Here is a 26,582-nt window from a genome sequence, read left to right on the forward strand (position 1 = left end):
TAAACGCCTGCAGCCTTCCCTTTTTAAACAGTAGTTTAGATTCGCAGGAATGCCCCTTGCTGCCTTATCGAGCGACTCATCATCGGCGCGCCACGAGGGCTTCATGCACATGTCCAGCGTCCTCAGATCCATGCTTTTGCTCGCGCTGGCTCCCGTCACGGCCCTCGCGGCGCCTTTCAGCAATATCTATTTCTTCGGCGACAGCCTGTCGGACACCGGCAACGATTTCCTCCTCAGCAGCGCAATCCATGCGGGCGATCCGAGTTTTCCTATCGTCCCCGATCCGATCGGCTACCCCGCTTCCGGACAATTCTCGAACGGCCCGGTCTATTCGGAACTCTTCGCGAGCCGGCTCGGTTTCGACGTGCAGCCGTCGCGGCTCGGCGGGACGAACTACGCTTATGGCGGCGCCGGGACCGGTTCGGTCATCCTGCCGTTCTCGTCGAGCTTCAGCGAGCAAGTACAGCAATACGTTGAGGCGCCCGGGGCTGCGGACCCGGGCGCGCTCTACGTGCTCTTCATCGGATCGAACGATGTAGAGGATATTTTGGCGGGGGCGCCGCCAGCCGCGACGATCGAAGCCGCGATCGGCCGGATCGGCATGGCCGTCGAGGCCCTTGCGCTCGAAGGAGTGGGTCATTTCCTGATTCCCAACGTTCCCGATCTCGGGCTCGTGCCGGCCACCACCGGGAACGGCGCGATTGCGCGAAACGAGGAGGCTACCGCTGCGAGCCTCGCGTTCAACACTGCGCTCGCCGCGTTGCTCGACAGCCTGGGCCACCTCGACCTCCGGACTTTCGACACGTTCGCGCTGCTCAACGATGCAGTCATGAATCCTTCGACCTATGGCCTGACGGACGCGCAGCACTGGTGTCAGCGCGAGACCGGCATCGCGGCGGACGGCCAACCGCTATACGAGCTGCTGTGCAGCGAGGCCGAAGCCGACCGTCATCTCTTCTGGGATTACACCCACCCGACGACCGCCGGCCACCGCGTCCTTGCCGACGCGCTGTTCGCGGCACTCCAGATCCCGGAACCGGGAACGTTCGCGTTGCTGCTCGCGGCCCTCGGCGCGGCGTCGCTCGCGCGTCGCGCCAGTTCGTCGCAAGCCGCCGCCCCCAGGGCGCAAGCGCGGGCGCCGCGCTTCAGGCTGCGCGCTGCCCCGCCGCGACGAGCCGCCTGATCTGCGGCACGCACGACCCGCACGTGGTCCCGCACCTGAGCTTCGCTTGCAGGTCGTCGAAACCCGCGCCGCCGGCGATCGCCGCGGCGATGTCGCTCTCGGACACGTTCAGGCACGTGCAGACGATACGGCCGCGGGTCTTCGCCGCCTCCGGCGGGTTCGCCAACGGCGCGAGGATCCAGCGGCGCAGGTCCGCGGTCGGCTGGCGCTCAACGAGCACGTCGCGCAGCCAGCCGGCGGCCGCGGTCTCGCCGGTGAGGCGCAGGCCGACAAGGAGCCCGTCGTCGATGCGCGCGCGCTTCGTGATGCCGCGCCGGGTGTCGCTGTACGCGAGGCAATGCTCGTCGTCGAGCCCGAGCAAGGCGTCGAGTTCGGCGAGCCACTCGGGCGGAATCGGCTGGTGGTGCGCGATGCGCAGCACGACCGCGGGATGGTCGCGACCGGCGAGCGCGAGCGACGCGTAGCTGAAGCGCTCGAGCCAGGGCGCGAGCGCCGCCGCGCGTTCCAGCGCGAGACCGGCAGCATTGGCCATGAGGTCGCCCGCGGTGACCTTGCCAGCGATCTCGATCGGCGCCGCGTCATCATTCCCGCTCCCCTCCTCGTCACCAGCCGCACCGGGCTCGCCGCGCATGATCAGCGCCTGGAACGGCAGCACCGCCTTCTCGACCTGCACCGCCGCATGCTTGAGCTCCGGCTGCTTCGAGTACGGATCGAAGTCGCGCAGCGTCAGTGCGTTCGCGCCGGCCGAGTTCAGGCTGTTGCCACCCCAGTGCATCGCGATGAATGCCTGGCCGGAGCGGATTTCCGACGAGGCTTCGGCGCGCAGCACGACATCGCCGCGGCGGCTCCTGACGTGCACCAGATCGCCGCTTTTCAGCCCGCGCAGCGCGAGGTCGTCGGCGTGCATCTCGATGCGGGCCTCGTCGACGTGGTTGTACAGCCGCGCGACCTTGCCGCTGCGGCTCATGCCGTGCCACTGGTCGCGCAGGCGGCCGGTCGTCAGGTGCAGCGGATAGCGCGCATCGGCGCGCTCGGCAGTCAGCGCCTGGGTCGGCACGACGAAATGCGCCCGGCCGTCCGCGGTCGGGAAACGGCCGTCGGCATAAAGACGGGTACGGTTCGCCGCATCGACAACATTCGCGGCTTTGGGAAACGGCCACTGCTGCGGCCCGGCGCTGTCGAGGAGGTCGTAAGACAGCCCGGTGATGTCGAGGTCGCGCCCGGCAGTCGAGGCCGCGTGCTCGGCGAAGATTTCGGACGGCACCGCGTACGGGAAGAGGCGCGCCGCCTCCTTGCCGATGCGCGGTCCGAGTTCATGCGCGAAATCGCAGACGATGCGCCAGTCGGCCCTCGCTTCGCCCGGCGGCGTCAAGGCGCGATGAACGCGGGTGATGCGTCGCTCCGAGTTCGTCACCGTGCCTTCCTTCTCGCCCCACGTCGCCGCGGGCAGCAGCAGATCGGCGAACGGCGCGGTCTCGGTGTTGCAGTAGGCCTCCTGCAGCACGACGAAGTCGCAGCGCGCGAGCGCTTCGCGCACCCGCTCCTGCTCCGGCAGCGACTGTGCAGGATTCGTGCAGGCGATCCACAGTGCCTTGATCCGGCCGTCGTACGCGGCGTCGAAGAGTTCGATCGCCGTCAGCCCCGGCGTCGAAGGAACGTCTTCGACGCCCCACAGCCGCGCAACCTCGGCGCGATGCTCGGGGTTCGCGAGGTCGCGGTGGCCGGACATCAGGTTCGCCATGCCGCCGACTTCGCGCCCGCCCATCGCGTTCGGCTGGCCGGTCAGCGAGAACGGGCCGCAGCCGGGGCGGCCGATCTTGCCGGTCGCGAGCGACAGCGCGATCAGCGCGGTGCCATTATGCGTGCCGTGCGTCGACTGGTTCAGCCCCTGGCACCATAGCGACATCGCCGCCTTCGCCTCGCCCCACCAGCGCGCCGCGGTGACGATGTCCTCGGCGCCGCGCCGGCCGAGCCCGCAGACTTCGGCTGCGATCGCCGGGGTGACGTCGCGTACGTGGTCGCGCAGCGCCTCGAAGCCTTCGGTGTGCTCGCGGATGAAGGCGTTATCGACGTAGCCCTCCCACAGCAGCACGTTGAGCATCGCGTTGTAGAGCCAGATGTCGGTGCCCGGCAGGATCGCGAGATGCAGGTCCGCGGTCGCCGCGGTGTCGGTGCGGCGCGGGTCGACGACGATGATCTTCATCTCGGGGCGTGCGGCCTTCGCGTCCTCGATGCGGCGGAACGCGACCGGATGCGCGTACGACGGGTTTGCACCGGCGATCAGCAGGCAGTCGGTCTGCGCGAAGTCCTCGTACGAACAGGGCGGCGCATCGGCGCCGAGCGTCTGCTTGTACGCGGCGACGGCGCTCGACATGCACAGGCGCGAGTTCGAATCGATGTTGTTCGTGCCGATCAGCCCTTTCACGAGCTTGTTGAAGACGTAGTAGTCCTCGGTCAGGAGCTGCCCGGAGATGTAGAACGCCACCGAATCCGGCCCGTGCTCGCGGATCGTCGCGGCAAAACGCTCGGCGGCGGTCGCGATGGCCGTGTCCCAGCCGACGCGTTCGCGCGCGAGGCCGCGCGCCGCGCGCAACTCGGGATACAGCAGCCGGGTCTCGGGCCGCGCGGACAGGTGCAGCGTCGCCCCTTTCGTGCAGAGGCGCCCGAAGTTCGCCGGATGTTCGGGATCGCCGGCGACGCCGGTGATGCGGCGACCGTCATGTTCGATCAGGACGCCGCAGCCGACGCCGCAGTAGGGACAAGTGGCTTTCGTTTTCATCAGGGCTCCGCGGGAGAGGCTCATCGTCGGTCTAGCGCCGACTGAGCAGGAACAACAGGATCAGGTTCAGCAGCAGCGACGCGGCGGCCAGGAGCTTGAGCGCGAGCGCCGGGTTGCGCGCGACGAGCGGCACGCGGCGATGCGTGGCGAGCGGGCGGTGGGCGCCGCGTTCGAGCGCGAGCACGAACTCCTCGGCAGTCTCGAAACGGTCCTTCACCTCGCGCGCGCACGCTTTCAGCAGCACCGCTTCGAGCCATGCCGGAGTGTCCGGGCGGTAGCGTGTCGGCGGCACCGGCTCGCCGAAGCGCGGGTGCTGGAACGGCTCGACCTCGCCGTACGGGTACTTGCGCGTCAAAAGTTCATACAGCGTCACGCCGCACGCGTAGAGGTCCGACGACTCATTCGCCGTCCCGCCATTGAAGAGTTCCGGCGCCATGTACGACGGCGTGCCGGGATTGTTGATCTCGCGCAGCTCTTCGGCGTCGGACGCGGCGACGCCGAGGTCGAGCAGGCGAAGCTGGCCGTGGCGGTCGACATGCACGTTGTCAGGCTTGATGTCGCGATGCACGATGCCGAGCCGGTGCAGGCTGCCGACCGCGCGCAGCAGCGGCCCACCGATCGCGACGAGCTCGTGCGGCGCGAAGCGGTGGCCGCGCGCGAGCCGCGCTTTGAGCGTCTCGCCTTCGTGCCAGCTCATCAGGTAATACAGCGCGCTGCGCGCATCGGCTTCCGCGACCGCGGGGAAGTTTTGCGACGGAGCGCGTCGCGCGAGCCATTCCTCGCGCAGCAACGCGCCGCCCGCCTCGTCGTCGGCCGCGTCGGGGCGCAAGGTCTTCAACACCAGTGCTTCATCGGTCGCGAGACGCGTGACGCGATACAGCAGCGTCACGCGCGATTCGTGCAGCAGTTCCTCTACCCGCAAGTCGTCGAGCACGTCGCCCGCCTTCAGCCGCGGAGGCAGCGGCAGGTGGCGCGCGCTGTCGTACCGGTCGCGCAGCGTGTCCGGCGGCACTGCCTCGACGTTCGCGACCAGCGCGGTGCAGTTGTCGGTCGCGCCGCGCGCCAAGGCTTCGAGCGTCAGCACGTCGGCCGCGTCTTCGGCGCCCGGGTGGCGCTTGAGGATCTCGATGATGCCGCCGTCGCCGAGCGTGCCCCACACGCCGTCGGTGACGAGCACGAAGCGATCACCGGCGGCCATCTCGCCGTCGTCATAGTCGACGGCGAGCTGCGCATCGAGTCCGACCGCACGGCGCAGCACGTTGCTGAGCTCCGGGTGTTCCCAGGTGTGGTCCTCGGTCAGGCGGCACAGCTCGCCCTCGCGCAGCAGGTAGGCGCGCGAATCACCGACATGCGCGACGTGGTAACGCCGCCCGCGCAGCACGAACGCGGTCAGCGTCGTCGCCATGCCAGCGTACTCGCGCGACTTCGCCGACTGGGCGAGCAGCCAGCTGTTCAGCGCGCCGATCACGGCGCCGAGCGATTTCTCGACGCTCCACGTGTCGGGTGTCGAGAAATAGTCCGCAAGCAGTCCGCGCACCGAATATTCGGCCGCCTCCCGGCCGCGCGCATGGCCGCCAACGCCATCGGCGATCGCGAGCAGCAGCCCCTTGGCAGCGAGCGGCGCGCCGTCGGGCGTCACCGCGCCGACGAAATCCTCGTTGCCGGGCCGCAACCCCTGCTGCGAGGCGTGGCCGAGCGTGATTTCGAGCGATTCCGCTGCGGCACGAGGCGACGACGACGCTGGGACGGGGACCGCCGCGTTCCGCAGCGGCACGGGAGCCGGCCTGAACCGCGAACTCGCATCGATGATCCGCGCCACGCCGCTTCTCCGGAGAACGCGTCAGATCTTCGCCGACGTCAGGTGCGCTGCACCCCACGTCGTGCGCCAGCGCGTCTTGACCGCAGTGAGCCCGACCAGCGCCGCGAGCGCGAGCGCGGCGAAGATCAGGAATCCGGATTGATAGCTGCCGGTCGCCTGTTTCGCGTAGCCGAGCGACGACGCGAGATAGAAACCGCCCACGCCGCCGGCCATGCCGACGAGCCCCGTCATCACGCCGATCTCCCTGCGGAAGCGCTGCGGCACGAGCTGGAACACCGCGCCGTTGCCCATGCCGAGCGCGAGCATCGCGGCGACGAACACCACCAGCGCCATCCATGCCGTCGGCAAGCCGACGCTGACGATGCCGAGAAACAGCGCCGCGAGCACGTACATCACCGACAGGCTCTTGATGCCGCCAATGCGATCGGCAACCGCGCCACCGATCGGACGCACCATCGAGCCGGCGAACACGCACGCGGCAGTGAAATAGCCCGCCATCTTCGCGTCGAGGCCGTATTGCGTATTGAAGTAGATCGTCAGCGACGACGCCAGCCCGACAAAGCCGCCGAAAGTGACCGCATAGAAGAACATGAACCACCACGCGTCCTTGTCCTTCAGCACCTTGAAATACTCGGCGAGCGGCTTCGCCGGCGGGCATTCGGGCGCGTCCTTCGCGACCGCGAGGTAGAACGCGAACACGACGACGAGCGGGACCAGCGCAAGGCCGAACACGTTCGTCCAGCCATATGCGATGGCGAGGCCCGGCGCGACGAGCGCCGCGATTGCAGTGCCCGAGTTGCCGGCGCCGGCGATGCCGAGCGCGGTGCCCTGGTGCTCGGGCGGATACCAGCGCGACGCGAGCGGCAGCGCGACCGCGAACGACGCGCCGGCGACGCCGAGGAACACGCCGAGGAGCAGCGTCTGCTCGAAGCTGTGGATGCCGAACTGCCACGCGACGAAAAGCGCCGCGATGACGATGACCTGGCCGATCGCGCCAGCCATCTTCGGCTTCAGGTGGTCGACGAGCACACCCATGAAGATCCGCAGGATCGCGCCGGCGAGCACCGGGATCGCGACCATCAGGCCTTTCTGCGCGTGATCGAGACCGAGGTCGGCGGCGATCTGCACGCCCAGCGGCCCGAGGATCACCCACACCATGAAGGCGAGGTCGAAATACAGGAAGGCCGCGAGCAGCGTGGGCGGGTGGCCGGCTTTGAGGAAAGCGTTCTTGTCCATTGGGTTGGCTCCGGAATCGGTGGTGCGATCAAAAGGTTTGGCGGAAGGCGCTGCGCTCCTGGCTGCGTCGAAGCTTCGCTTTCCGCCCTGCGGCGCGCTTACGCCTTCAGCAGCACCAGCCCGTCGACGAGCTTCACTTCGAACGGCTTCGTGCAACCCACGTCCGGAGCGGCAGCCTCGCCGGTCGCGAGCTCGATCTTCCAGCTGTGCAGCGGGCAGGTGACTTGGCGGCCATGGACGATGCCCTGCGACAGCGGCCCGGCCTTGTGCGGGCACTTGTCGTGCATCGCGAAGACCTCGTCGTCGGCAGTGCGGAAGATCGCGATATCGCCGTGCTTGGATGCGACGACGCGTGCACCGAGCACCGGGATGTCCTCGAGCCGGCAGATCGTCTTCCAGCCGGCATCGGCATCCGTATCGGTATGGGTCTTGCGAAGGGTCATGGCATTCATCGTCTTTCTCATGCTTCCAGGGTTTCGAATTGCGCGCGCAGCGCCTGGGCGGCATCGGCCGCGTAGCGCTCGGCCCACGGGTCCGTGTAGTCCTGCACCGCGTACAGCAGCCGCTCGTACAGGGCCTTCCGGTTCACCGCGTCCTCGACGACGCGCTTCTTGACGTGCTCGAGGCCGACTCGATGCACATAATGCACGGTGCGTTCGAGGTAGAAGCCTTCCTCGCGGTACAGCTGCAGGAACGCGGCCGAATACTCGAGCACTTCCTCGCGCGTCGCGACCTTGCACAGGAACTGCGCGACTTCGGTCTTGATGCCGCCGTTGCCCGCGACGTAGAGCTCCCAGCCGGAATCGACGCCGATCACGCCGACGTCCTTGATGCCTGATTCGGCGCAGTTCCTCGGGCAGCCGGACACCGCGAGCTTGACCTTGTGCGGGCTCCACATGCCGAACAGCATGCGTTCGAGATCGACGCCCATCGCCATCGAGCGCTGCGTGCCGAAGCGGCAGTGTTCGGAGCCGACACAGGTCTTCACGGTGCGGATGCTCTTGCCGTAGGCGTGCCCGGTGGGCATGCCGAGGTCCTGCCACACTTTCGGCAGGTCGTCCTTCCTGATGCCGAGCAGATCGATGCGCTGGCCGCCGGTGACTTTCACCGTGGGGATCTGGTATTTCTCGGCGACGTCGGCGATACGGCGCAGCTCGGCCGGCGTCGTGAGGCCGCCGAGCATCCGCGGCACGACCGAGTAGGTGCCGTCCTTCTGGATGTTCGCGTGCGCGCGCTCGTTGATGAAGCGGCTCTGCGGGTCGTCCTTCGCCTCGTGCGGCCACGTCGAGATCAGGTAGTAGTTCAGCGCCGGGCGGCAGGTCGCACAGCCGTTCGGCGTCTTCCACGCCATCATGTCCATCGCGGCGGGGATCGTCAGCAGCTTGTGGTCGCGGATCGCTTTCCTGACGTCGCCGTGCGACAGCTCTGTGCAAGCGCACACCGCCTTGTCGTGCACGCTGACCGCCTGGTAGGCGCCGCCGATCGTCGAGGCGAGGATCTGCTCGACAAGGCCGGTGCACGAGCCGCAACTGGAGGCCGCTTTCGTGTGCTTCTTGACGTCGTCGATAGTGAACAGGCCTTTCTCCTTGATCGCCTTGACGATCGTGCCCTTGCACACGCCGTTGCAGCCGCACACTTCGGCGCTGTCGGGCATCGCTGCGGCCTTGTTCTCGCCCTTGTGGCCGGCGTCGCCCAAGTTGTTCTGGCCGAACATCAGGTGGTCGCGGATCGCGCCGATGTCCTGGCCGTCCTTCATCAGCTGGAAGTACCACGCGCCATCCGCGGTGTCGCCGTACAGCACCGAGCCGACGATGCGGTTGTTCCTGAGGACGATGCGCTTGTAGACGCCGCCCTGCCTGTCGTGCAGCACGATCTCCTCGGTGTCGGCGCCACCGGAAAAGTCGCCGGCCGAGAACACGTCGATCCCGGTGACCTTCAGCTTCGTCGAGGTCACCGAGCCTTCATAGCGGCCGATGCCGAAGTTCGCGAGGTGGTTCGCGCACACCTTTCCCTGCTCGAACAGCGGCGCGACGAGCCCGTACGCGACGCCGCGGTGCGCGACGCATTCGCCGACCGCGTAGATCCGCGGGTCGGTGATCGTCTGCATCGTGTCCGAAACGACGATGCCGCGCACGCGGCCTTCGCCGCAGTGGAGGCCGGCGGACTCGGCGAGCGCGTAGTTCGGGCGGATTCCAGCGGCGACGACGACGAGGTCGGCGGGGATCTCGCCGCCGTCCTTGAAGCGCACGCCGGCCACGCGCCCGGCGTTGTTCTTGTCACCGCCGCCTTCGACGAGGGCGTCCGTCTGCTTCGCGAGCAGGAACTTCATCCCCTTCGCTTCGAGCGACGCCTGCAGCATGTCGGCTGCGGCGCGGTCGAGCTGGCGCTCCATGATCCAGTCCGCCAGATGCACGACGGTGACGTCCATGCCGCGCAGCATCAGCCCGTTCGCGGCTTCGAGGCCCAGAAGGCCCGCGCCGATGACGACCGCGTGCCGATAACGGGCGGCGGCATCGATCATCGCCTCGGTGTCGGCGATGTCGCGGTACGCGAGCACCCCCGGCAGCTCCTTGCCCGGAATCGGCGGGATGAACGGCGTCGAGCCGGTGGCGACGAGCAGGCGGTCGTACTCCGCTTCGGTGCCGTCGCCGGCGATCACGCGCCGACGCACGCGGTCGATCTTCGTGATCCGCTTGCCGGCGTGGAGCGTGATGCCGTTGTCGCGGTACCAGCCGAGATCGTTGAGCATGATCTCCGGCAGCGTCATCTCGCCGGCGAGCACCGGCGACAGCAGGATGCGGTTGTAGTTGCCGTGCGGCTCGGCGCCGAACACGGTGATGTCGTACAGGTCGGGAGCGTGCTTGAGCAGTTCCTCGAGGGTGCGTACGCCGGCCATGCCGTTGCCGATCATCACGAGTTTCATTTTTTTCATGCTGTATCTCCTTGCGAATTCAGTCGGGCTGCCCGGCGTGCTGCGACGCCGCTGAGCGCGGCAACGCTCCCGACCGAGTTATCGCAAGACCAGTGCCAGCTTCACATGGATGATACAAAACACTGTTTTTATTATCTTTTATAAGATCACGTTCGAAAATGGCGTCTCCCGGGCTGCACGAAGGACACCAATCCGGTGCATTGTCCGGCATGCTGCACCACAACATGGCGGGCGGTATTGGCAGGCGTACTGTCCCGGGGCGCCTGCCAACCGAACTATATTGTTTCCAAATGTAATTCAAAAAAACTTTGCCCAACTTGTGCCGTAAGTTCCCTATGCTGACAGTGCGCTGTCGGCAGCTCTGAAAAAGGCAAACCCGTCGAAAGGCGGGGACGCAAAATCACCGGTCTACAGGGGTCGCCCCATGACAGCGGGATTGCCAGGCGATGCAGTCGCTCTCCTCTCGGGTGGGGCTGTTTATCTGCTGTCCGCATTTCCTCGCGTGTTCCACGGATCGGCCCGGAGAAACGCGAGGAATCGAAGATGAACGACACGCCCATGAATACCCGCCCCAACCGGTCCCGGCGGGTTTCACCGCAGCGCCGCAATGTTTCCCTCCTGCTCGCGCTGGCCCTTGCCGGTTCGGGAGGCTCGATGGCGGCATACGGCGCGGACGACACTCCCGCGTGGGTGCCCGGACGAATCCTGGTCCAGCCCCGCCCCGGCCTGCCGGAAGCCGCTTTCGAGAAGATCATCAAGGCTCACGGCGGCAAATCCGTCGAGCGCATCGGAGCGATCAACGTGCATATCGTGCAATTGCCGCCCAACGCGTCCGAGAAGGCCGTCGCCGCGTTGCTGAGCAAGAACAAGCATCTGAAGTTTGCCGAGCGGGACATGATCATGCCGCCCGACAGCACCAATGATCCCTATTACTCGAAGGCCTGGCACCTCCCGAAGATCGGCGCACCGACCGCCTGGAACACCAGCACCGGGGAGCAAATCATCATTGCCATCCTGGATTCGGGAGTCGATGGCAGTCACCCGGATCTCGCTGGCAAGCTTCTGCCGGGCTGGAATTTCTATGATGGCAACTCGAACACTGCCGATGTCACCGGCCATGGTACGAAAGTCGCCGGAACCGCTGCTGCGGCAAGCAACAACAGCCTCGGAGTCGCCTCGGTGGCGGGCGGCGCGATGGTTCTTCCCGGGCGCGTCGCCAGTACGAGCGGTACCGCGTCGTACAGCATGATGGCAAAAGGCGTGACATGGGCGGCCGACAAGGGGGCGCGAGTGGCCAACATCAGCTACAGCGGCGCGCGGGGGTCATTGACGGTGCAGAACGCGGCGCAATATCTGAAGAGCAAGGGCGGATTACTGGTCACCTCCGCCGGAAACACCGGTGGCGAGGAAGCCGTTGCCCCGAGCGACACGCTGATCGCCGTATCCGGCACCACGAGCAGCGATGCCAAGGCGAGCTGGTCGAGTTACGGCAGCTACGTAGATGTGGCTGCCCCGGGAGCCGGGATCTATACGACGGTGAACGGCGGCGGCTATGGATCCGTTAGCGGCACGTCGTTCGCGAGTCCGGCTGCTGCCGGGGTCGTCGCCCTGATGATGGCAGCCAATTCCTCGCTCTCGCCCGATGACATCGCCGGATACCTGTTCGCGACTGCCGTCGACTTGGGGAATCCGGGTTTCGACAAATACTACGGACACGGCCGGATCGATGCGGCGGCTGCAGTGCAGGCGGCTGTGACGGCCGTGGCGAAGGATACCGCAGCACCGACCGTGAGCATTGTTTCACCCGCGGGCGGGGCAACGGTGCAGGGCGTGGTGACCGTTGACGTGGCGGCGAGCGACAACGTTGCAGTCAGCCACGTCGAGTTGCTGGCGAATGGCGCCAAGGTCGCCAGCGCCGCGAGCGCGCCTTACGGCTTCAGCTGGGACAGCACCACAGTGGCGGACGGCGCCACCACGCTCACCGTACGTGCCTACGATGCAGCAGGCAATTACGCTTCGCGCGCCGTCAACGTGACGGTGGCCAACACCGCCACGTCAGGCACTGCTGACACAGAGGCTCCGGCAGCGACGATCAGCAACCCCGGCGACGGCAGCAAGGTTAGCGGCAACATCACCGTAGAGGCCCATGCTTCCGACAACGTCGGAGTGTCGTCGATGCGCCTGTACATCGACGGCGCGCTCGTCAGCAGCGTCACCGGGAACAGCCTGAGTTATCGCTGGAATACGCGAAAGATCGCCGCGGGTCCGCATGAGGTGGTGGTGGATGCGCAAGATGCTGCCGGAAACACGGACCGCAGGATCGTGGCGGTGTCCCGCTGACGCTGTGAAGGCTACGGCGCGACCATTCGGAGCAAAAGCGAAGCGCGCAGGACTGTCTGCGCGCTTCTCCCGAATCAGGCCGCAAAGAGAGCTGCAATCACGCCCCGGTTTTCCTGCGGCGCATTGCCCACAATCCCAGCAGGCCGGCTCCCAGGAGGAGGGTCGTGCCGGGCTCCGGAACTTCTTCTTCGCCGCCCTCGCCACCGCCACCGCCACCGCCACCGCCACTCTGGGCGTCATGGGAGAACGGCGCAAACAGGGACGGGGGGACGTCGACGTCGCCGACAACGCAATTCGGATTGTTGCCGCAGATTGCAATCACTTCGAGGTTGTAGAGGTCGAAGTGGATCGCAACGCTTTCGTCGAGATCCCCGACGCCGATCGTAAAAGTCTGATAGAACATGCCCGTACCTGCGATCGGCCCTTGGCCGGGAGCGGCCTGCATGTCGTACACACCGGACTCGGCAGCCCCAGCGAAATCGAAGGTGTATTCGGAGAAAAAAGTGTCGAAGATGCCATGAGTGCCGAGATCACCGGGATCGGAGAGCTGTGTCGCCACGGTTTCGATCGGCGGCACGCCATAGGTCATGTCTGCGGTCACGGCGATCGTGTCGCTGTTGAACGTAAACGACCCCAGATCCGAGTCCGCCGGCCCCGTCGGAGGAACGAGAGCCATCGACAACCCATAGGTGTCGGTCACGGTGCTTGACGCATCGGGATTCAGATACGCAAAGAGCGTGAACGTGTCATCTTGCGCGATGATGGTTTGGGTGGCGTTATCGTAAACGCCGTTGAGGATATCCAGTTGCAAAGTCGGTATGGCGTGCACTGTGCCTGCGAAGGCGAGACTCAATGCGGCCGCTAAAGTTTTATGCACGATTTTCATGATCCAGCCCTCATCTCCGCATTTGTGTTTGTTGCACAGGGGTCTCAAAATGACTCACCCCCCTTCATATGCATCTAAAGCACATTCCGTACCGCACACGTACCGATATGGTTGAAAAGCCTTTTTTTGGCTTTTCGCTTCCGGCTCAAGACCATGTGTAAAAATCGCCGACAGCGTGCGAAGGTTGCTGGACAGACGAAGCCCGCCACGCCCTGCGACCTCTTCGCGGATCGCGGCGGTCAAGGGCAGCCATCGCCAAAACCGGTGCGACGGTGCCTGTGCCACAATTTCGCCCTTGATTTAGCCGCGGAAAACGCAGAAGACAGGGTGGCCATGACTGCAGCTCGGCCGCCGCAGAGTGGGGCCGCCCGTTTCTCCCGCCGCCCGCGCGGCTTCACCCTGCTCGAACTGCTCGTCGTGATGGTCATCATCGGCCTTCTCGCCGGCTACGTCGGCCCGCGCTTTTTCGCGCAAATCGGCAAATCCGAAGTCAAGACTGCGCGCGCCCAGATCGACGCGCTGGAAAAGGCGCTCGACCACTACCGCCTCGATCTCGGCCACTATCCTTCGACCGAACAAGGCCTCGATGCGCTGGTGAACTCGCCGGGCGAGGAACGCTGGGAGGGCCCTTATCTGCGCAAGGCCGTGCCAAGGGATCCGTGGGGCAAATCCTATGAGTATCGCTACCCGGGCGAACGCAGCGAGTTCGACCTGTACTCTTTCGGCGCCGACGGCCGACCCGGCGGCGAAGGCGACGGAGCCGATGTGGTGAACTGGTAAGCGCAGCGGCACTTCATGCGCTACCGTCTCAAGGCCCTCACCGCCGACGCGTCCGTGATCGAAACCGAGCTGGAAGCCACCAGCGAGGCCGAAGCCCGGACGCTCGCCGCGGCACAGGGGCTGTCGATCCTAACCCTGCGCGCGACCGCGGGTGCTTCGCGCGTTGCAGGCCGCTTCCCGCTGCTGCTGTTCAACCAGGAGATGCTCGCGCTGCTGCGCGCGGGCATTCCGCTCGCCGAGGCGATTTCCGCGCTGGCTGAAGGGGAAGGCCGTCGGGCGGTGCGAGCCGTGCTGTTGAAGCTGCAAGGCGCGCTGCGCGAAGGGCGCTCGCTGTCGAATGCACTGGAAAGCGCGTCCGAAGCGTTTCCCTCGTTCTACATCGCAATGGTTCGCGCAGCAGAACGCACCAGCGACCTCGACCTCGCACTGGAGCGCTACATCGCGTACCAGCAACAGGTCGAGACGCTGCGCGGCAAGCTGGTGAGCGCGGCGATCTATCCGGTGTTGCTGCTCGCGGTCGGTGGGCTGGTCGTACTTTTCCTGCTGGGCTACGTGGTGCCGCGCTTCTCGCACATCTACGCCGACGTCGGCAGCGACCTCCCGTGGCTATCGCGGGTGTTGCTCGACTGGGGCCAGTTCGTCGAACATCACGCGGCCGGACTCGGCGTCATCGTGCTGGGAGCAGTTTTCGTCACGATCGCCACTGCGCGCGCTCCCACGCTGCGCGCGGCGGCGGGTCGCCAGCTCTGGAAGGTGCCCATGCTGGGCAAGCGCCTGAAGGTGTTCCAGCTCGCCCGCTTTTACCGCACGCTGGGCATGCTGCTGTCAGGAGGAATTCCGGCGATCACCGCGCTGCGCATGGTCGCCGGCCTGCTTTCGCCGGGGCTGCGCGGCAGCCTCGAACTCGCGATCGAAGGCATTCGCGAAGGCCGCGCATTTTCCGCGACGCTCGCGGCCCACGGCCTCACGACCCGAGTGGCGCTGCGCATGCTGGAAGTGGGCGAACGCGCCGGCAATCTCGGCGAGATGCTGACCCGCTCGGCCGAGTTCCACGAGAACGACACCGCCCGGCAGGTCGAATGGCTCACGCGCCTGTTCGGACCGCTGCTGATGCTCATCATCGGCTGCGCGATCGGCCTGATCGTGGTGCTGATGTACCTGCCCATCTTCCAGCTCGCCGAGACCATCGGATGAACCACGAAACCGTGATCCCCGGGCACGACCTGTCACCCTCACAGCACCCGCCTTTCTCCGCGAACGAACTCGCCGCCGCGCGGGCCACCGGAGGCCGGCTGCTCGATGCCTTGGCCCGGCTCGAAGAGGCGCCCACCGAACGGCTGGCGCGTCTCGGGGCAACCGTCCATCTGCCCGTCATCGGCTCAGCCTGCCTGATGACTCTGGCGCCCGATTTCGCCGCAATCGACTTCGAGACTTCGCTGCGGCGCGAATGCGTGGCCGTGCGGGACGAGGCCGGCGCGCTGCTGGTGGTGCTGGCCGATCCGTTTGATGACGATCTGCTCGACGGCCTCGGCGCGCGTCTGGTCGAGCCTTTCACGCTGGCGCTCGCGGACCGCGACGACCTCGGCGCCTGTCTCGCGCGCCACGAGGACGAAGTGCGCCGCGCCGCCGGCGTCACCGACGCGCGCGAGGCCGGCAGTGGCAGCGATGACGTCGAGGACCTGTCGCTGCGCCGCATCAGCGCCGACGCGAGTCCTGTCGTGAAGCTGGTCAATTCCACGCTCTACGACGCGCTCAAGCAGGGCGCGAGCGACATCCACCTCGAGGCAGTGCCCGGCGGCCTCGTCATCAAGTATCGCGTCGACGGCGTCCTCTCCCGCGTCGGCGGCGCTTCGGGCAACGATCTGGCCGAACAGGCGATTTCGCGCCTCAAGGTGATGGCCGAGCTCGACATCGCCGAAAGCCGCGTGCCCCAGGACGGTCGCTTCAAGGCGCAGGCGAGCGGGCGCGAAATCGATTTCCGCGTGTCGATCATGCCCAGCATCCATGGCGAGGACGCGGTGCTGCGCATCCTCGACAAGGAACACCTCACGCGCGAGATGAGCGGCCTGACCCTCGAGGCGCTCGGCTTCGATCCCGGCTCGCGCACCCTGCTGCGCCGCCTCGCCAGCGAGCCTTACGGCATGCTTCTCGTCACTGGCCCGACCGGCAGCGGCAAGACGACGACGCTCTACGCGGTGCTCGGCGAAACCAATCACGGACTGGACAAGATCGTCACGATCGAGGACCCGGTGGAATATCAACTCGCCGGCGTGCTGCAGATTCCGGTGAATGAAAAAAAAGGCCTCACCTTCGCCCGCGGCCTGCGTTCGATCCTGCGCCACGACCCGGACAAGATCATGGTCGGCGAGATCCGCGACCCCGATACCGCTGAAATCGCCGTGCAGGCCGCGCTCACCGGCCACCTGGTGTTCACCACCGTGCACGCCAACAGCGTGTTCGACGTGATCGGCCGCTTCATGCACATGGGGATCGATCCCTACAACCTCGTCGGAGCCCTGAATGGCGCGGTCGCCCAGCGCCTCGTGCGGATCAACTGCCCGCACTGCAGCCGTGATGTCGTCCCCGATCCGCAGCTCGTCGCCGAGTCGCAACTGGGCGACAGCGCAAGCTTCCGCTTCCGCGCCGGCACCGGCTGCGGCCACTGTCGCGGCTCGGGCTACCGCGGCCGCCGTGCAGTCGCCGAAGTGCTGTTCCTCGACGATGAGCTGCGCGAACTGATCGTCAGCCGCGCGCCGCTACGCAGCATGAAAGAGGCGGCACGTCGCCGCGGCTTCCGCTCTTTGCGCACAGCCGTCACGCAGCTGGTGGAAAAAGGGGAAACGACCCTCCAGGAGTTGAACCGTGTCACGCTCCTCGGCTGATCTGCTGCTGTGCCTCGAAGCCGGGGCGTGGACGCTCGGCACGGGGCCGGACGTTCGCCGGATCGCGTTCGGCGGGGCGACGCCGGCGCCCGCGCTGGAAGCGCTCGATGCCGCCGCCACGCCCCCGCGCAGTCGCCTCCAGATCGTGATCGACGACAGCTGGCTGCGCTACCTGGTCGTGCGCTGGCCGGATGCCTTGCGCGGCCGCGAGGAGCGCCAGGCTTACCTCGCCCACCGTTTCCGCGAGGTGCACGGCGTTGCCGAGCCGGAGTGGACGTTCGCGTTCGACCGCGGTCCGGTGCATTTCCCGGTCCTCGCTTGCGCCGCGCAGCGCAGCGTGATCAATGCGCTCCAGGCTTTCGCCCGTGCGCGCCGGCTGCGCCTCGTCGGCGTCGCAGGTTGCTTCGTGCATCGCTTCAACCGGTTGCAGCGCCGCCTCGACAGCGCTCCGGGAGATTTCGGTGCGCTCGCGGTGGCACGTGGCTCCCGGCTCACCGTCGGCTTGTGGCGCGACGGGGCGTGGCAGGCGCTGCGCAGCCAGAACGTCGGCGATCACGGGCCGCAGATCCTGCGTCAGACGCTCGAGAGCTGGACGCTGCGCATGGCGGGGGCGGATCGCGGAGGCGTGCTCTATGCTTCCGGCATCGCCCCCGCCGCGCCCACGGGCTGGCGCATCGAAGACGCGGGAGACGCTTCATGGCCCTGATTCGCGGCGCCCCCGCGCCGCTGATCCTCGATTTCGCCCCGATTCGCCGCCGTTCCGGCTGGCTCGGCTGGGTGTTGTTGAGCGTCGGGCTCGTCGCCGTCGGCTTCGAACTGGTGGCGTTCGAAACCGCCCGCGCCGACCTCTCCGAGCGCGAAGCGATCGTCGCCCGCCTGCGCCACCAGCTGCAGCGCAAGCTCTCCGTGGCGGCCCCTGCGCCCCCGTCGGCTCCGGCCTCGGTGAAGGAAGCACAGGCAGCGATCAAGGTTGCGGCGCAAAGGAATGCTGACTGGAGCGGCCTCTTCGCCGCGCTGGCGAGCGCGCGCAGCGACGATGCCGCGATTCTCGAAATCCATGCCGACGCTGCCGGCGGAACCCTGCAGCTCGTCGGCGAGGCACCCGCCCTCGGCGCAGCGTTCGACCATCTCCGCCACCTGCAGCAACAAGACGGGCTGCGCGACGCGCGCATCGACCGCCATGAATGGACGAACGGCGACGGGGGCGACGTCGTGCGCTTCGCGACCAGCGCGCGCTGGGGAAATGCGCGATGAGACATGGCGCACGCATCCAGGAGGCGGTCCTGCGGGCGATCCTGCACGCGGGATGGGCCGGGGCATTCGGCGCGTCGCTGCTCGCCTTCGCCCTGGCGTTCGGATTCTCCGGCGACGCCGAGATCGGCGCCCAACGCGACACGCTCGCCGAGGAGCGTGCCCGGCTGCTGCGCCCGGCACGGCCTGCAGCCGGGGCGACATCCGATCCCCGCAGCCGGATCGACCGCTATTACGCGGTGTTTCCGGTCCGCGCTGCGTTGCCGGCAAGGCTCGACCGCCTGCACGCAGTGGCCGAAGCCCAAGGCATCGAGATCGAGAGTGCCGCTTACGACACGGCCGATGTCCCCGACACTCCGCTGGAGCGCATCTCGCTCACGCTGCCGGTCAGGGGCGACTTCACGCGCGTCTACGCCTGGCTTGCCGAGGCGCTGCGCGAGATCCCCGAGCTCACCCTGGAAGCGCTGTCGGTCAAGCGTGCCGCTGCCGACAGCACTGAAGTCGAAGGCGAGGCGCGGTTCGTGCTCTTTGTCAGGAGCGATCGATGAGCCGCGACAGACGCCGCAGGCTCTTCATCGGCGCCGCGCTCGTCGCGACCCTGGCCGCCACTTGGTGGGCGGCCTTGATCGACGATGAGATCGGCTTGCCGGTCGACGAAGACCCCCTGGTCCGCGATGGCTCGCGCACTCCGGCAACGACCAGGCGCGCCCGCGCGCCGCAGCCGATGCCGTCGCTGGACGGACTGAGCGTCGAGCGTGCGCCTCTGCCGGACGTCGCTGCCGACATCCTGCCGCCGACGCAGCTTCACCCTCCCGCCGAACTGGCAACACCGTCCCCCGCGCCGGCCGTGCCGGACGCGCCGCCCTTGCCTTTTCGCTTCGTCGGCGCGCTGGAAGAAAATGGCGGGCTGACCGCATTCCTCCTCGAAGGCGAACAACTGCGCGTCGTGCGCGCCCACGACACCATCGACGAGCGCTACCGCGTCGAACGCGTCACGACCGCCTTCATCGAATTCACTTATCTGCCACGGCGCATGCGCCAGGTGCTCAACGTTTCGGGCTCGTCATGATCCTCAGTACAACTGCCGCCATGGCGGCAGCCCCACCGGTTTTTCGCATCCTGCACGGGCGACGGGTCCGTCGCGACCCGGGGGCGAAGTGGATGGACTACGGTCGCGCGATTTTCGCTGTCCTGGTCCTGATCTCCTTTCTTTCCGCATGCAGCACGACGAAAGATCCGGTCGAGCGCAGCCGCGCCGAATTTTCCGGCGGCGATCGCACCCAGGCGTTCGCGCGGCTGCGGCAGGCCGTGCGCGATACGCCCGACGATCCGGAACTGCGCGCCTATTACATCCGGCAGCGCGAGCTGCTCACCGCGGAGCGTCTCGCGGACGCCGAACGCGCCCGGGCAGCGGGACGCCTCGACGAAGCTGCACGACGCTATCGCGACGCGCAGGAGATCGATCCCGATCATCCTCGCGCACGCGCCGGACTCGAGGCGATCGAAGCCGACCGGCGCCGCGCGCGGCAATTCGCCGAGGCCGAAGCCGCATGGGCGCGCAACGACCTCGCAACCGCCGAGCGGCTCGTGCGCGCGCTGCTCGCCGGGGCGCCGAACAACGCCCGCGCGCGCCGGCTGCTGCGCGACATCGAGGAGCGTGCCGAGCGTCGTGCGCCGCTCGCCGAGGCGCTGACCGGTCCGCTCTCGAAGCCGGTGACCCTGCAGTTCCGCGACGCGCCTTTGCGAGTGGTTTTCGAGGCGCTGTCGCACGCGGCAGGGCTCAATTTCGTCTTCGACCGCGACGTCAGGGTCGATACGCCGGTGACGCTTTTCGTACGCGACAGCTCGGTCGACGAAGTCATCAAGCTGGTCGCCGTCACGCAGCAGATCGAGCGCAAGGTTCTCAACGCGAATTCGGTGCTGATCTATCCGGCGACTCCGGCGAAGCAGCGCGACTACCAGGAACTCGTGACGCGCAGCTTCTACCTCGCGAACGCCGACGCGAAACAGGCCCAGAGCCTGCTCAAGCAGCTGGTCAAGAGCAAGGACATGTTCATCGACGAGAAGCTCAACCTGCTGGTGATCAAGGACACACCCCAGGCAGTCCGCCTGGCCGAACGCCTGCTCGCCTCGCTCGACGTTGCCGAGCCCGAAGTCATGCTGGAGGTCGAAGTGCTGGAAGTGGCGCGCAGCAAGCTGCGCGAACTCGGCCTCGATTTTCCCGACGAGATCGGTTATGGCCTGCTGCGCAGCCAGCAGCAGATCACCCAGACCCAGACTGCAGCCGGAATCGTCAGCGAAGTCGTCACCCTGCCCGGCAGCGAGATCGCGCCGGGCGTGGTACCTCGTGCGCAGTGGGGCGACCTCACCGGCTACGTGACGAATCCGGCCCTGACCCTTCGCCTGCGCGCCGAGGACGGCGACACGAACCTGCTCGCGAACCCGCGCATCCGGGTGAAGAACCGCGAGAAGGCGAAGATTCACATCGGCGAGAAGCTGCCGGTGTTCACGACGACGTCGACCGCGAACGTGGGAGTTTCCGCGTCGGTGAGCTACCTCGACGTCGGCCTCAAGCTCGATGTCGAACCGGCGGTGACGCTCGATGACGAGGTGGCGATCAAGGTTGCGCTCGAAGTCAGCAACATCGTCCGCGAAGTGCCGGGACCGTCGGACTCGCTCGCGTACCAGGTCGGCACGCGTAGCGCCACGACGGTCCTGCGGCTGCGAAACGGGGAGACCCAGGTCCTCGCCGGCCTGATCAGCGACGAGGAACGCCGCAGCGCGCAGCGCCTGCCGGGCCTGGGCGACCTGCCGCTGATCGGTCGCCTGTTCTCGAGCGAGCGCAACAACGCGAGCAAGACCGAGATCGTCCTCCTGATCACACCGCGCATCGTGCGCAACATCGTCGCCCCGTCGCTCGCGCGTGCTGACCTGCCTGCGGGCACCGACGCGAGCATCGGCGCGGCGCGGCTGGCGCTCGGCCCAACCCTGCCCGGCAGCCTCGGGCTGTGGGGCTCGGGTTCGGATGCGGGCGTGCCGAGCCAGGCGCCCGACGCCCTCCCCCGCAGGCCATCGCTCCCGGACGACGCGCCGCTGCTCGCGCCGCCTGAGACAGCGCCGGACGGCCCGGCCGTCCTGAGCATCCAGGCTCCGTCCGTGGCCCGCAGCGGCGAGCGTATTCATGTCACGCTCGATGTCGTCGTGCCGGGGTCGATCGCCGGGGGCGAAGCCATCCTCGGCTTCGACCCACTGCGTCTTGAACCTGCGGGCGGCCAGCCGGCCGGGAATGGCCGGATCAGCGTCGACCTCCCCGCGGGAGCGGAGCACGTCACTGTCCAGGTGCCGTTCGTCGTGCGTCCGGGCACGAGCGGCACGGTGGATATTTCCCTCGAGGACGCGACCGTGCGCCGCAGCAGCGGCGAAACCACGACGCCCGAAGGAAGCGGAGGCGTCGTCAGCATCGAGGTGACGCTTTGAGGAGGGGTCGGTGAGCGCAAGAGCGTTGCGCGGCTTCACTCTCATCGAACTCGTCGTGACGGTTGCGATCGTCGCCGTGCTCGCGAGCGCCGCGATGCCGCTTGCCGAGCTCACCGCGCAGCGGGCGCGGGAGTCGGAACTGCGCGCGGCGCTGCGTGCGATCCGCGGCGGCATCGACGCCTACAAGGCCGCTTTCGACGCGAACCGGATCGAGCGCGAGGCCGGCGCTTCGGGCTATCCGCCCGACCTCGCCGCGCTCGTCAAGGGCGTGCCCGACGTCACCGATCCGAACAGCCGGAAAATCTATTTTCTGCGGCGCATTCCGCGCGATCCGTTCTTCACCGACCCGAGCGTGCCCGCCGAACGCACCTGGGGCCTTCGCAGTTATGCGAGCCCGCCCGAGACGCCGGCCGAAGGCGAGGACGTCTTCGACATTCATTCGCTGTCACGACGAGTCGGGCTGAACGGTGTTCCGTACCGCGAATGGTAGAGATATCCGGACCGGACATGACTGAGCGTCGCTCCCCGAACGTTTCCCGCGGCCCGTCCCGGCCAGCCGGTTTCACGCTCATCGAACTGTTGGTGGTGATGGCGATCATCGCGACCCTGCTGTCGATTGCGGCTCCGCGCTATTTCGACCATCTGGACCGGGTGCGCGAAGCGACGCTGCGCCAGTCTCTCGCGGTCGTTCGCGACGCTATCGACAAGTACCGCGCCGATACCGGGATCTATCCGCAGAATCTGGACGACCTGGTGAGCCGGCGCTACCTGCGCGCGGTGCCAAAGGACCCGATCACCGAATCCGACGCGACGTGGAAGCTCCTGGCGCCACCCGATGGCGACGGCGAAAACGAAGGTGTCTGGGATATTCGCAGCGGCGCCGCGGGACAGGCGTCCGATGGCGGAAATTATGCGGACTGGTAGGCGCGAGCGCGGCTACACCTATCTCCTGGTGCTGTTTGCCGCCGCTGCGCTGGGATTGTTCGCAGCCGAAGTCGGAGTCGTGTGGCAGAAAGTGGTGGCGCGCGAACGCGAGGCCGAACTCCTCTTCATCGGCAGCGAGATCGCCCGCGCGATCGGCCGCTACCATGCCGACTCGCCGGGTGCTCCGGCGTGGCCGACGAGCCTCGAGGAACTTGTCGAAGATCGACGCTTCCCGACCGTCAGACGCCATCTGCGGCGCATCTACCGCGACCCGCTGACCGCACGCCCGGACTGGGGACTGGTGCGGGAAGGCCAGGCGATCGTCGGCATTCACAGCCGGGCGACCGGCGAACCGATCCGCAAGGCCGATCTGCCACCCGAGCTGGGCCCCGCCGCGGCCAGTGCGGCGCGCTACGACGAATGGATCTTTCGGCCGGCTGAACCGATCAGCGCGAGCGATGCGCTGCCGGCGGCGGAGAGCCTGTGACGAGAGCTCCGACGGCCGCGGCGGCGCCTCGGCCGTAGCGCACACGGGCAATTGCGGAAGCACCTTGCTGCAATGCGACGCGGGCAAGCTGCGTGAAACGGGAATCCCGTTCGTCCGGCTGTCCCGCGGTCTCGCGCCTGGCGGGCTCAGCTGCCACGCTGGCGCCGCGCCTCGAACAGGCAGATGCCGCTGGCGACCGAGACGTTCAGGCTCTCGACGGTGCCGAGCATCGGGATGCGCGCGAGTTCATCGCAGGTCTCGCGCGTGAGCCTGCGCAGGCCGTCGCCTTCGGCGCCGAGAACCCACGCGACCGGCCCTTTCTGGTCGACTTCGTACACCGATTTCTCCGCCTCGCCGGCCGCGCCGACGACCCAGATGCCCGCTTCCTGCATTTCGCGCAGCGCGCGGGCGAGATTCGTCACGGTGACGTATGGCACGCTGTCCGCCGCGCCGCTGGCGACCTTGATTGCGGTCGCATTGAGGCCGACTGCGCGGTCCTTCGGCGCCACCACCGCGTGCGCGCCCACCGCGTCCGCGACGCGCAGGCAGGCGCCGAGGTTGTGCGGGTCCTGCACGCCGTCGAGCACCAGGATCAGCGCGTTTTCCTCGAGCACTTCGAGGACGTCGGCAAGCTTCAGCTCGCGGCTCTTCGCATCGACGCGCGCGACGACTCCCTGGTGGCGGCGCGTGCCGACCATGCCATCGAGACGCTCCGCCTCCGCCTGGATCAGGCGCACGTTCTGCGACTCGGCGAGCCGCACGACGTCTTTCGCGCGCGCATCGGTGCGCTGTGCGGACAGGTAAAGCTCGAACACCGACTCCGGGTCGCGTCTGAGCTTGCCGAGTACGGCATGGAAACCGTAGATCAGTCGCGATTCCACCCGGCCTTCACGGGCGGCAGGCGCCTCGGGAGCATCACCCCCGTCGGGTTCCCCGCGAGTTCGGACCGGGCTGCGGCTGTCTGCGCCGAAGCCGGCGCCTCGCTGATGCGCCGGGCGCCGGCCAGCTGCAGTCGTGTGGATCGGGCGTTGCTTGCTTGAGGGCTTGTCAGCCACGGGCGGTGCCTTTCTTTTTGCCTGTTGCGGGTTTATCGGTAGCCGGTTCGCCGGCCGGCCTTGCCTTGCGAGGCTTCCTGGCGACCCCCTCTTGCGGCGCGGCCGCCTGCTGGTCAGGCGTGACCGTTACGGGAGGCTGGAACAGCGCGGCGACCTGCTTGCGTCCGCGTCCTGCCCGCGGGGCAGCCGGCGCATCGACGAGCGCGGTCGCGACCTCGGCGACTTCCGCTGCTTCGCCTGCGTGACCGAACTCGACCTTCTCGGTCCGCTTGCGCTCCTTGGCGGTCTTGCCGACCCGTTCGGTCGGCCGCTGCGGCCCTTCGATCAGGCGGAAATCGATCTTGGTCGTCTCCAGATCGACCCGCACCAGTTGCACGCGTACGCGGTCGGAAAGCCGGTAACGCGCCCCGGTGCGCTCGCCGGCCAGTTCGTGGCGCGTTTCGTCATAGTGGAAATAGTCGCTGCCCAGATCCGAGATATGCACCAGCCCCTCGATGAAAATGTCGTCGAGGGCGACGAAGAGGCCGAAGGGTACCACCGCCGACACGCTGCCGGAAAACTCCTCGCCGACCTTGTCCTGCATGTAATAGCACTTCAGCCAGGAGACGACGTCGCGCGTCGCCTCGTCGGCGCGCCGCTCGGTCGCCGAGCAGTGCATGCCGATCTGGTCCCAGTCGCCGGCCTCGTACGTCCGGTTCTCGAGCGCGGCCTTGATCGAGCGATGCACGAGCAGGTCCGGGTAGCGCCGGATCGGCGACGTGAAGTGCGTGTAGGCCTCGTACGCGAGGCCGAAGTGGCCGACGTTGTCCGGGCTATACACCGCCTGGCGCAGCGAGCGCAGCATCACCGTCTGCAGCAGCTGCGCGTCCGGGCGCTCCTTGACTTTCTCGAGCAGCTTGCCGTAATCCCCCGCCTTCGGCTCGTCGCCGCCGCCCAGGCCAAGCCCGAATTCGGTGAGGAAGTTGCGCAGCTTCTCGAGCTTCTCGGGAGTCGGCCCTTCGTGCACGCGGTACAGCGCGGGATGTTCGCGCTTCTGCAGGAACTCGGACGCGCAGACGTTCGCCGCGAGCATGCATTCCTCGATCAGGCGGTGCGCGTCGTTGCGCACTTCCGGGACGATGCGCTCGATCTTGCCCGCTTCGTCGAAGATCATCCGCGTCTCGGTCGTCTCGAAATCGATCGCACCGCGCTTGGCCCGTGCCTTGAGCAGCACGCGGAACAGCTTGTCGAGGTTCTCGAGGTGCGGCAGCAGCGGGCAAACCGCATCGCGCGCGGCGGGATCCTGTTCATACAGCGCGGCGGCGACCTGGTTGTAGGTGAGCCGCGCGTGCGAGAACATCACGGCCGGGTAGAAGCGGTATGCCTTGATCGCGCCGGTCGGCGAGATGCTCATGTCGCACACCATGCACAGGCGTTCGACCTGCGGGTTCAGCGAACACAGTCCGTTGCTGAGCTTTTCCGGCAGCATCGGGATCACGCGCCGCGGGAAATACACCGAGTTGCCGCGGTCCTCGGCGTCCGCGTCGAGACTGCCGCCGGCCTCGACATAGTGCGACACGTCGGCGATCGCGACGATCAGCCGGAAACCCCGCCCCTGGCGCTCGCAATACACTGCATCGTCGAAGTCCTTCGCCGTTTCACCGTCAATCGTCACCAACGGCAGATTCGTGATGTCCTCGCGGCCGACCCAGTCCTTCTTGCGCACCTTGAGCGGCAGCTTGCGCGTCTCGGCCTTTGCTTCGGACGAAAACTCGTACGGCAGTTCGTGCTTGCGCAGCGCGATCTCGATTTCCATGCCGGGATCGGCGTAGTTGCCGAGCACCTCGACGACCTTGCCGATCGGCTGCGCGAACTTCGTCGGCTGCACGACCAGTTCGACGGTCACGACCTGACCCGGCACCGCCTTCTTGCCCCCCGGCGCGAGCAGGATGTCCTGGGCGAGACGACGGTTTTCCGGCACGACCACCTGCACGCCGTGCGTATCGAGCACGCGCCCGACGACGCGGGTGTTCGCGCGTTCGAGCACTTCGACGATCTTCCCTTCGGGCCGGCCGCGCCGGTCGAGACCGGTGACGCGGGCGATCACGCGGTCGCCATGCAGCACTTGGCGCATTTCCTTGGGCCCGAGAAAGACATCGGGCTGCCCATCGTCACGGATCAGGAAGCCGAAACCGTCCGCATGCCCCACGACGCGGCCGCGGATCAGGTCCGCCTTGTCCGGCAGCAGGAAAGCATCGCGCCGGTTGCGGATCACCTGGCCGTCGCGCTCCATCGCGCGCAGACGGCGCTCGAACAGTGGCGCTTCGTCGGCGGTGACGTCGAGCGCACTGCACAGCTCCGCGAAACTCATCGGCACGCCTTGTTCGGCGAGCATCTGCTCGACATATTCGCGGCTCGGCAACGGATTCTCGTACTCTGCCGACTCGCGCTCGAAGAACGGGTCAGCGCGTCGAATATCACTCGGCGAGCGATTCTCCACGGGGCCGGCAGGACTCTTCGTTTTGGATCCGGATTTTTTTGGTCTTATGGTCATTGACATTCTCTGGTTGAT

The 26,582-nt window shown here is 67.2% G+C and carries 21 protein-coding genes and 1 riboswitch; of the genes, 13 read left to right on the forward strand and 8 right to left on the reverse strand.

Features of this window, described 5'->3' with window-relative positions; translation table 11 throughout:
- Positions 1 to 103 precede the first annotated feature (103 nt).
- Complete coding sequence (locus EBN1_RS03330; RefSeq protein ID WP_162014366.1) at positions 104 to 1,183, forward strand: SGNH/GDSL hydrolase family protein; 1,080 nt, start codon at positions 104 to 106, stop codon at positions 1,181 to 1,183.
- Here the strand turns inward: EBN1_RS03330 and EBN1_RS03335 are convergent.
- The 5 genes from EBN1_RS03335 to nirB all read right to left on the reverse strand — a co-directional run bounded on the left by EBN1_RS03335 (position 1,146) and on the right by nirB (position 9,949).
- Complete coding sequence (locus EBN1_RS03335) at positions 1,146 to 3,962, reverse strand: nitrate reductase (RefSeq protein WP_011236494.1); 2,817 nt, start codon at positions 3,960 to 3,962, stop codon at positions 1,146 to 1,148. The two genes, EBN1_RS03330 and EBN1_RS03335, sit on opposite strands and share 38 nt — an antisense overlap.
- Positions 3,963 to 3,993: 31 nt before the next feature.
- Positions 3,994 to 5,781 carry a bifunctional protein-serine/threonine kinase/phosphatase gene (locus tag EBN1_RS03340; protein ID WP_011236495.1) on the reverse strand — a complete coding sequence of 596 codons (1,788 nt, stop codon included), beginning with the start codon at positions 5,779 to 5,781 and terminating at the stop codon, positions 3,994 to 3,996.
- Between the two features lie 21 nt (positions 5,782 to 5,802).
- Complete coding sequence (locus tag EBN1_RS03345) at positions 5,803 to 7,017, reverse strand: nitrate/nitrite transporter (RefSeq protein ID WP_011236496.1); 1,215 nt, start codon at positions 7,015 to 7,017, stop codon at positions 5,803 to 5,805.
- A 98-nt stretch (positions 7,018 to 7,115) separates the two neighbouring features.
- The gene (nirD, locus tag EBN1_RS03350; protein ID WP_011236497.1) at positions 7,116 to 7,460 is read right to left on the reverse strand and encodes a nitrite reductase small subunit NirD; all 345 of its coding nucleotides are present in this window, start codon (positions 7,458 to 7,460) and stop codon (positions 7,116 to 7,118) included.
- Positions 7,461 to 7,477: 17 nt separating this feature from the next.
- Positions 7,478 to 9,949 (reverse strand): nitrite reductase large subunit NirB, encoded by a 2,472-nt coding sequence (nirB, locus tag EBN1_RS03355; RefSeq protein ID WP_011236498.1) that lies wholly within the window; start codon positions 9,947 to 9,949, stop codon positions 7,478 to 7,480.
- Positions 9,950 to 10,308: 359 nt separating this feature from the next.
- Positions 10,309 to 10,393: riboswitch (cyclic di-GMP riboswitch) on the forward strand.
- Positions 10,394 to 10,492: 99 nt separating this feature from the next.
- Between nirB and EBN1_RS03360 the strand changes: the two genes are divergently transcribed.
- Positions 10,493 to 12,289, forward strand: coding sequence for a S8 family serine peptidase (locus tag EBN1_RS03360; protein ID WP_011236500.1), 1,797 nt, complete (start codon positions 10,493 to 10,495; stop codon positions 12,287 to 12,289).
- A 97-nt stretch (positions 12,290 to 12,386) separates the two neighbouring features.
- On the opposite strand, the gene EBN1_RS03365 is transcribed toward EBN1_RS03360, so the two are convergent.
- Positions 12,387 to 13,175 (reverse strand): choice-of-anchor N protein, encoded by a 789-nt coding sequence (locus EBN1_RS03365; protein WP_041645659.1) that lies wholly within the window; start codon positions 13,173 to 13,175, stop codon positions 12,387 to 12,389.
- 333 nt (positions 13,176 to 13,508) lie between these two features.
- On the opposite strand from EBN1_RS03365, the gene gspG reads away from it, so the two are divergent.
- From gspG to EBN1_RS03420, 11 genes are read left to right on the forward strand one after another with little or no spacing between them, the layout of a single operon-like run.
- A complete protein-coding gene (gene gspG / locus EBN1_RS03370; protein ID WP_011236502.1) occupies positions 13,509 to 13,955 on the forward strand; it encodes a type II secretion system major pseudopilin GspG in 447 nt (148 codons plus the stop codon).
- A 15-nt stretch (positions 13,956 to 13,970) separates the two neighbouring features.
- Positions 13,971 to 15,149, forward strand: a complete 1,179-nt coding sequence (locus EBN1_RS03375; RefSeq protein WP_011236503.1) for a type II secretion system F family protein — start codon at positions 13,971 to 13,973, stop codon at positions 15,147 to 15,149.
- A complete protein-coding gene (locus EBN1_RS03380; RefSeq protein ID WP_011236504.1) occupies positions 15,146 to 16,837 on the forward strand; it encodes a GspE/PulE family protein in 1,692 nt (563 codons plus the stop codon). Before EBN1_RS03375 ends, EBN1_RS03380 begins: the two co-directional genes overlap by 4 nt.
- On the forward strand, positions 16,818 to 17,543 hold the full coding sequence (locus EBN1_RS03385) for a hypothetical protein (RefSeq protein WP_011236505.1): 726 nt from the start codon (positions 16,818 to 16,820) through the stop codon (positions 17,541 to 17,543). The genes EBN1_RS03380 and EBN1_RS03385 overlap by 20 nt, the downstream gene beginning before the upstream one ends.
- Entirely contained in the window at positions 17,534 to 18,091 is a 558-nt protein-coding gene (locus EBN1_RS03390) for a hypothetical protein (RefSeq protein WP_011236506.1), read from the forward strand. The genes EBN1_RS03385 and EBN1_RS03390 overlap by 10 nt, the downstream gene beginning before the upstream one ends.
- Entirely contained in the window at positions 18,088 to 18,636 is a 549-nt protein-coding gene (locus tag EBN1_RS03395; protein WP_011236507.1) for a GspMb/PilO family protein, read from the forward strand. The genes EBN1_RS03390 and EBN1_RS03395 overlap by 4 nt, the downstream gene beginning before the upstream one ends.
- Positions 18,633 to 19,157 carry a hypothetical protein gene (locus tag EBN1_RS03400; protein ID WP_011236508.1) on the forward strand — a complete coding sequence of 175 codons (525 nt, stop codon included), beginning with the start codon at positions 18,633 to 18,635 and terminating at the stop codon, positions 19,155 to 19,157. Before EBN1_RS03395 ends, EBN1_RS03400 begins: the two co-directional genes overlap by 4 nt.
- Positions 19,154 to 21,565 (forward strand): type II secretion system protein GspD, encoded by a 2,412-nt coding sequence (locus EBN1_RS03405; RefSeq protein ID WP_241762799.1) that lies wholly within the window; start codon positions 19,154 to 19,156, stop codon positions 21,563 to 21,565. The genes EBN1_RS03400 and EBN1_RS03405 overlap by 4 nt, the downstream gene beginning before the upstream one ends.
- Positions 21,566 to 21,575: 10 nt before the next feature.
- A complete protein-coding gene (locus EBN1_RS03410) occupies positions 21,576 to 22,055 on the forward strand; it encodes a type II secretion system protein (RefSeq protein ID WP_011236510.1) in 480 nt (159 codons plus the stop codon).
- 17 nt (positions 22,056 to 22,072) lie between these two features.
- Positions 22,073 to 22,489 carry a type II secretion system protein gene (locus EBN1_RS03415; protein WP_049780164.1) on the forward strand — a complete coding sequence of 139 codons (417 nt, stop codon included), beginning with the start codon at positions 22,073 to 22,075 and terminating at the stop codon, positions 22,487 to 22,489.
- Positions 22,476 to 22,976 (forward strand): general secretion pathway protein, encoded by a 501-nt coding sequence (locus EBN1_RS03420; RefSeq protein WP_041645663.1) that lies wholly within the window; start codon positions 22,476 to 22,478, stop codon positions 22,974 to 22,976. The genes EBN1_RS03415 and EBN1_RS03420 overlap by 14 nt, the downstream gene beginning before the upstream one ends.
- Before the next feature lie 146 nt (positions 22,977 to 23,122).
- On the opposite strand, the gene rlmB is transcribed toward EBN1_RS03420, so the two are convergent.
- Together rlmB and rnr are read right to left on the reverse strand one after the other, a co-directional pair.
- On the reverse strand, positions 23,123 to 23,857 hold the full coding sequence (rlmB, locus tag EBN1_RS03425) for a 23S rRNA (guanosine(2251)-2'-O)-methyltransferase RlmB (RefSeq protein WP_011236513.1): 735 nt from the start codon (positions 23,855 to 23,857) through the stop codon (positions 23,123 to 23,125).
- A 166-nt stretch (positions 23,858 to 24,023) separates the two neighbouring features.
- Positions 24,024 to 26,564 (reverse strand): ribonuclease R, encoded by a 2,541-nt coding sequence (gene rnr / locus EBN1_RS03430; RefSeq protein WP_011236514.1) that lies wholly within the window; start codon positions 26,562 to 26,564, stop codon positions 24,024 to 24,026.
- Positions 26,565 to 26,582: the final 18 nt, after the last annotated feature.

It is taken from the genome of Aromatoleum aromaticum EbN1 (assembly GCF_000025965.1).
Taxonomy (GTDB): Bacteria; Pseudomonadota; Gammaproteobacteria; order Burkholderiales; family Rhodocyclaceae; genus Aromatoleum; species Aromatoleum aromaticum.

Bases quoted from the DNA above. Each gene is read 5' to 3' on its own strand.
- EBN1_RS03330 (WP_162014366.1), top strand. From the start codon at position 104: ATGCACATGTCCAGCGTCCTCAGATCCATGCTTTTGCTCGCGCTGGCT.
- EBN1_RS03335 (WP_011236494.1), bottom strand. From the start codon at position 3,962: ATGAAAACGAAAGCCACTTGTCCCTACTGCGGCGTCGGCTGCGGCGTC.
- EBN1_RS03345 (WP_011236496.1), bottom strand. From the start codon at position 7,017: ATGGACAAGAACGCTTTCCTCAAAGCCGGCCACCCGCCCACGCTGCTC.
- nirD (WP_011236497.1), bottom strand. From the start codon at position 7,460: ATGACCCTTCGCAAGACCCATACCGATACGGATGCCGATGCCGGCTGG.
- nirB (WP_011236498.1), bottom strand. From the start codon at position 9,949: ATGAAAAAAATGAAACTCGTGATGATCGGCAACGGCATGGCCGGCGTA.
- EBN1_RS03360 (WP_011236500.1), top strand. From the start codon at position 10,493: ATGAACGACACGCCCATGAATACCCGCCCCAACCGGTCCCGGCGGGTT.
- EBN1_RS03365 (WP_041645659.1), bottom strand. From the start codon at position 13,175: ATGAAAATCGTGCATAAAACTTTAGCGGCCGCATTGAGTCTCGCCTTC.
- gspG (WP_011236502.1), top strand. From the start codon at position 13,509: ATGACTGCAGCTCGGCCGCCGCAGAGTGGGGCCGCCCGTTTCTCCCGC.
- EBN1_RS03375 (WP_011236503.1), top strand. From the start codon at position 13,971: ATGCGCTACCGTCTCAAGGCCCTCACCGCCGACGCGTCCGTGATCGAA.
- EBN1_RS03380 (WP_011236504.1), top strand. From the start codon at position 15,146: ATGAACCACGAAACCGTGATCCCCGGGCACGACCTGTCACCCTCACAG.
- EBN1_RS03390 (WP_011236506.1), top strand. From the start codon at position 17,534: ATGGCCCTGATTCGCGGCGCCCCCGCGCCGCTGATCCTCGATTTCGCC.
- EBN1_RS03395 (WP_011236507.1), top strand. From the start codon at position 18,088: ATGAGACATGGCGCACGCATCCAGGAGGCGGTCCTGCGGGCGATCCTG.
- EBN1_RS03400 (WP_011236508.1), top strand. From the start codon at position 18,633: ATGAGCCGCGACAGACGCCGCAGGCTCTTCATCGGCGCCGCGCTCGTC.
- EBN1_RS03405 (WP_241762799.1), top strand. From the start codon at position 19,154: ATGATCCTCAGTACAACTGCCGCCATGGCGGCAGCCCCACCGGTTTTT.
- EBN1_RS03415 (WP_049780164.1), top strand. From the start codon at position 22,073: ATGACTGAGCGTCGCTCCCCGAACGTTTCCCGCGGCCCGTCCCGGCCA.
- EBN1_RS03420 (WP_041645663.1), top strand. From the start codon at position 22,476: ATGCGGACTGGTAGGCGCGAGCGCGGCTACACCTATCTCCTGGTGCTG.
- rnr (WP_011236514.1), bottom strand. From the start codon at position 26,564: ATGACCATAAGACCAAAAAAATCCGGATCCAAAACGAAGAGTCCTGCC.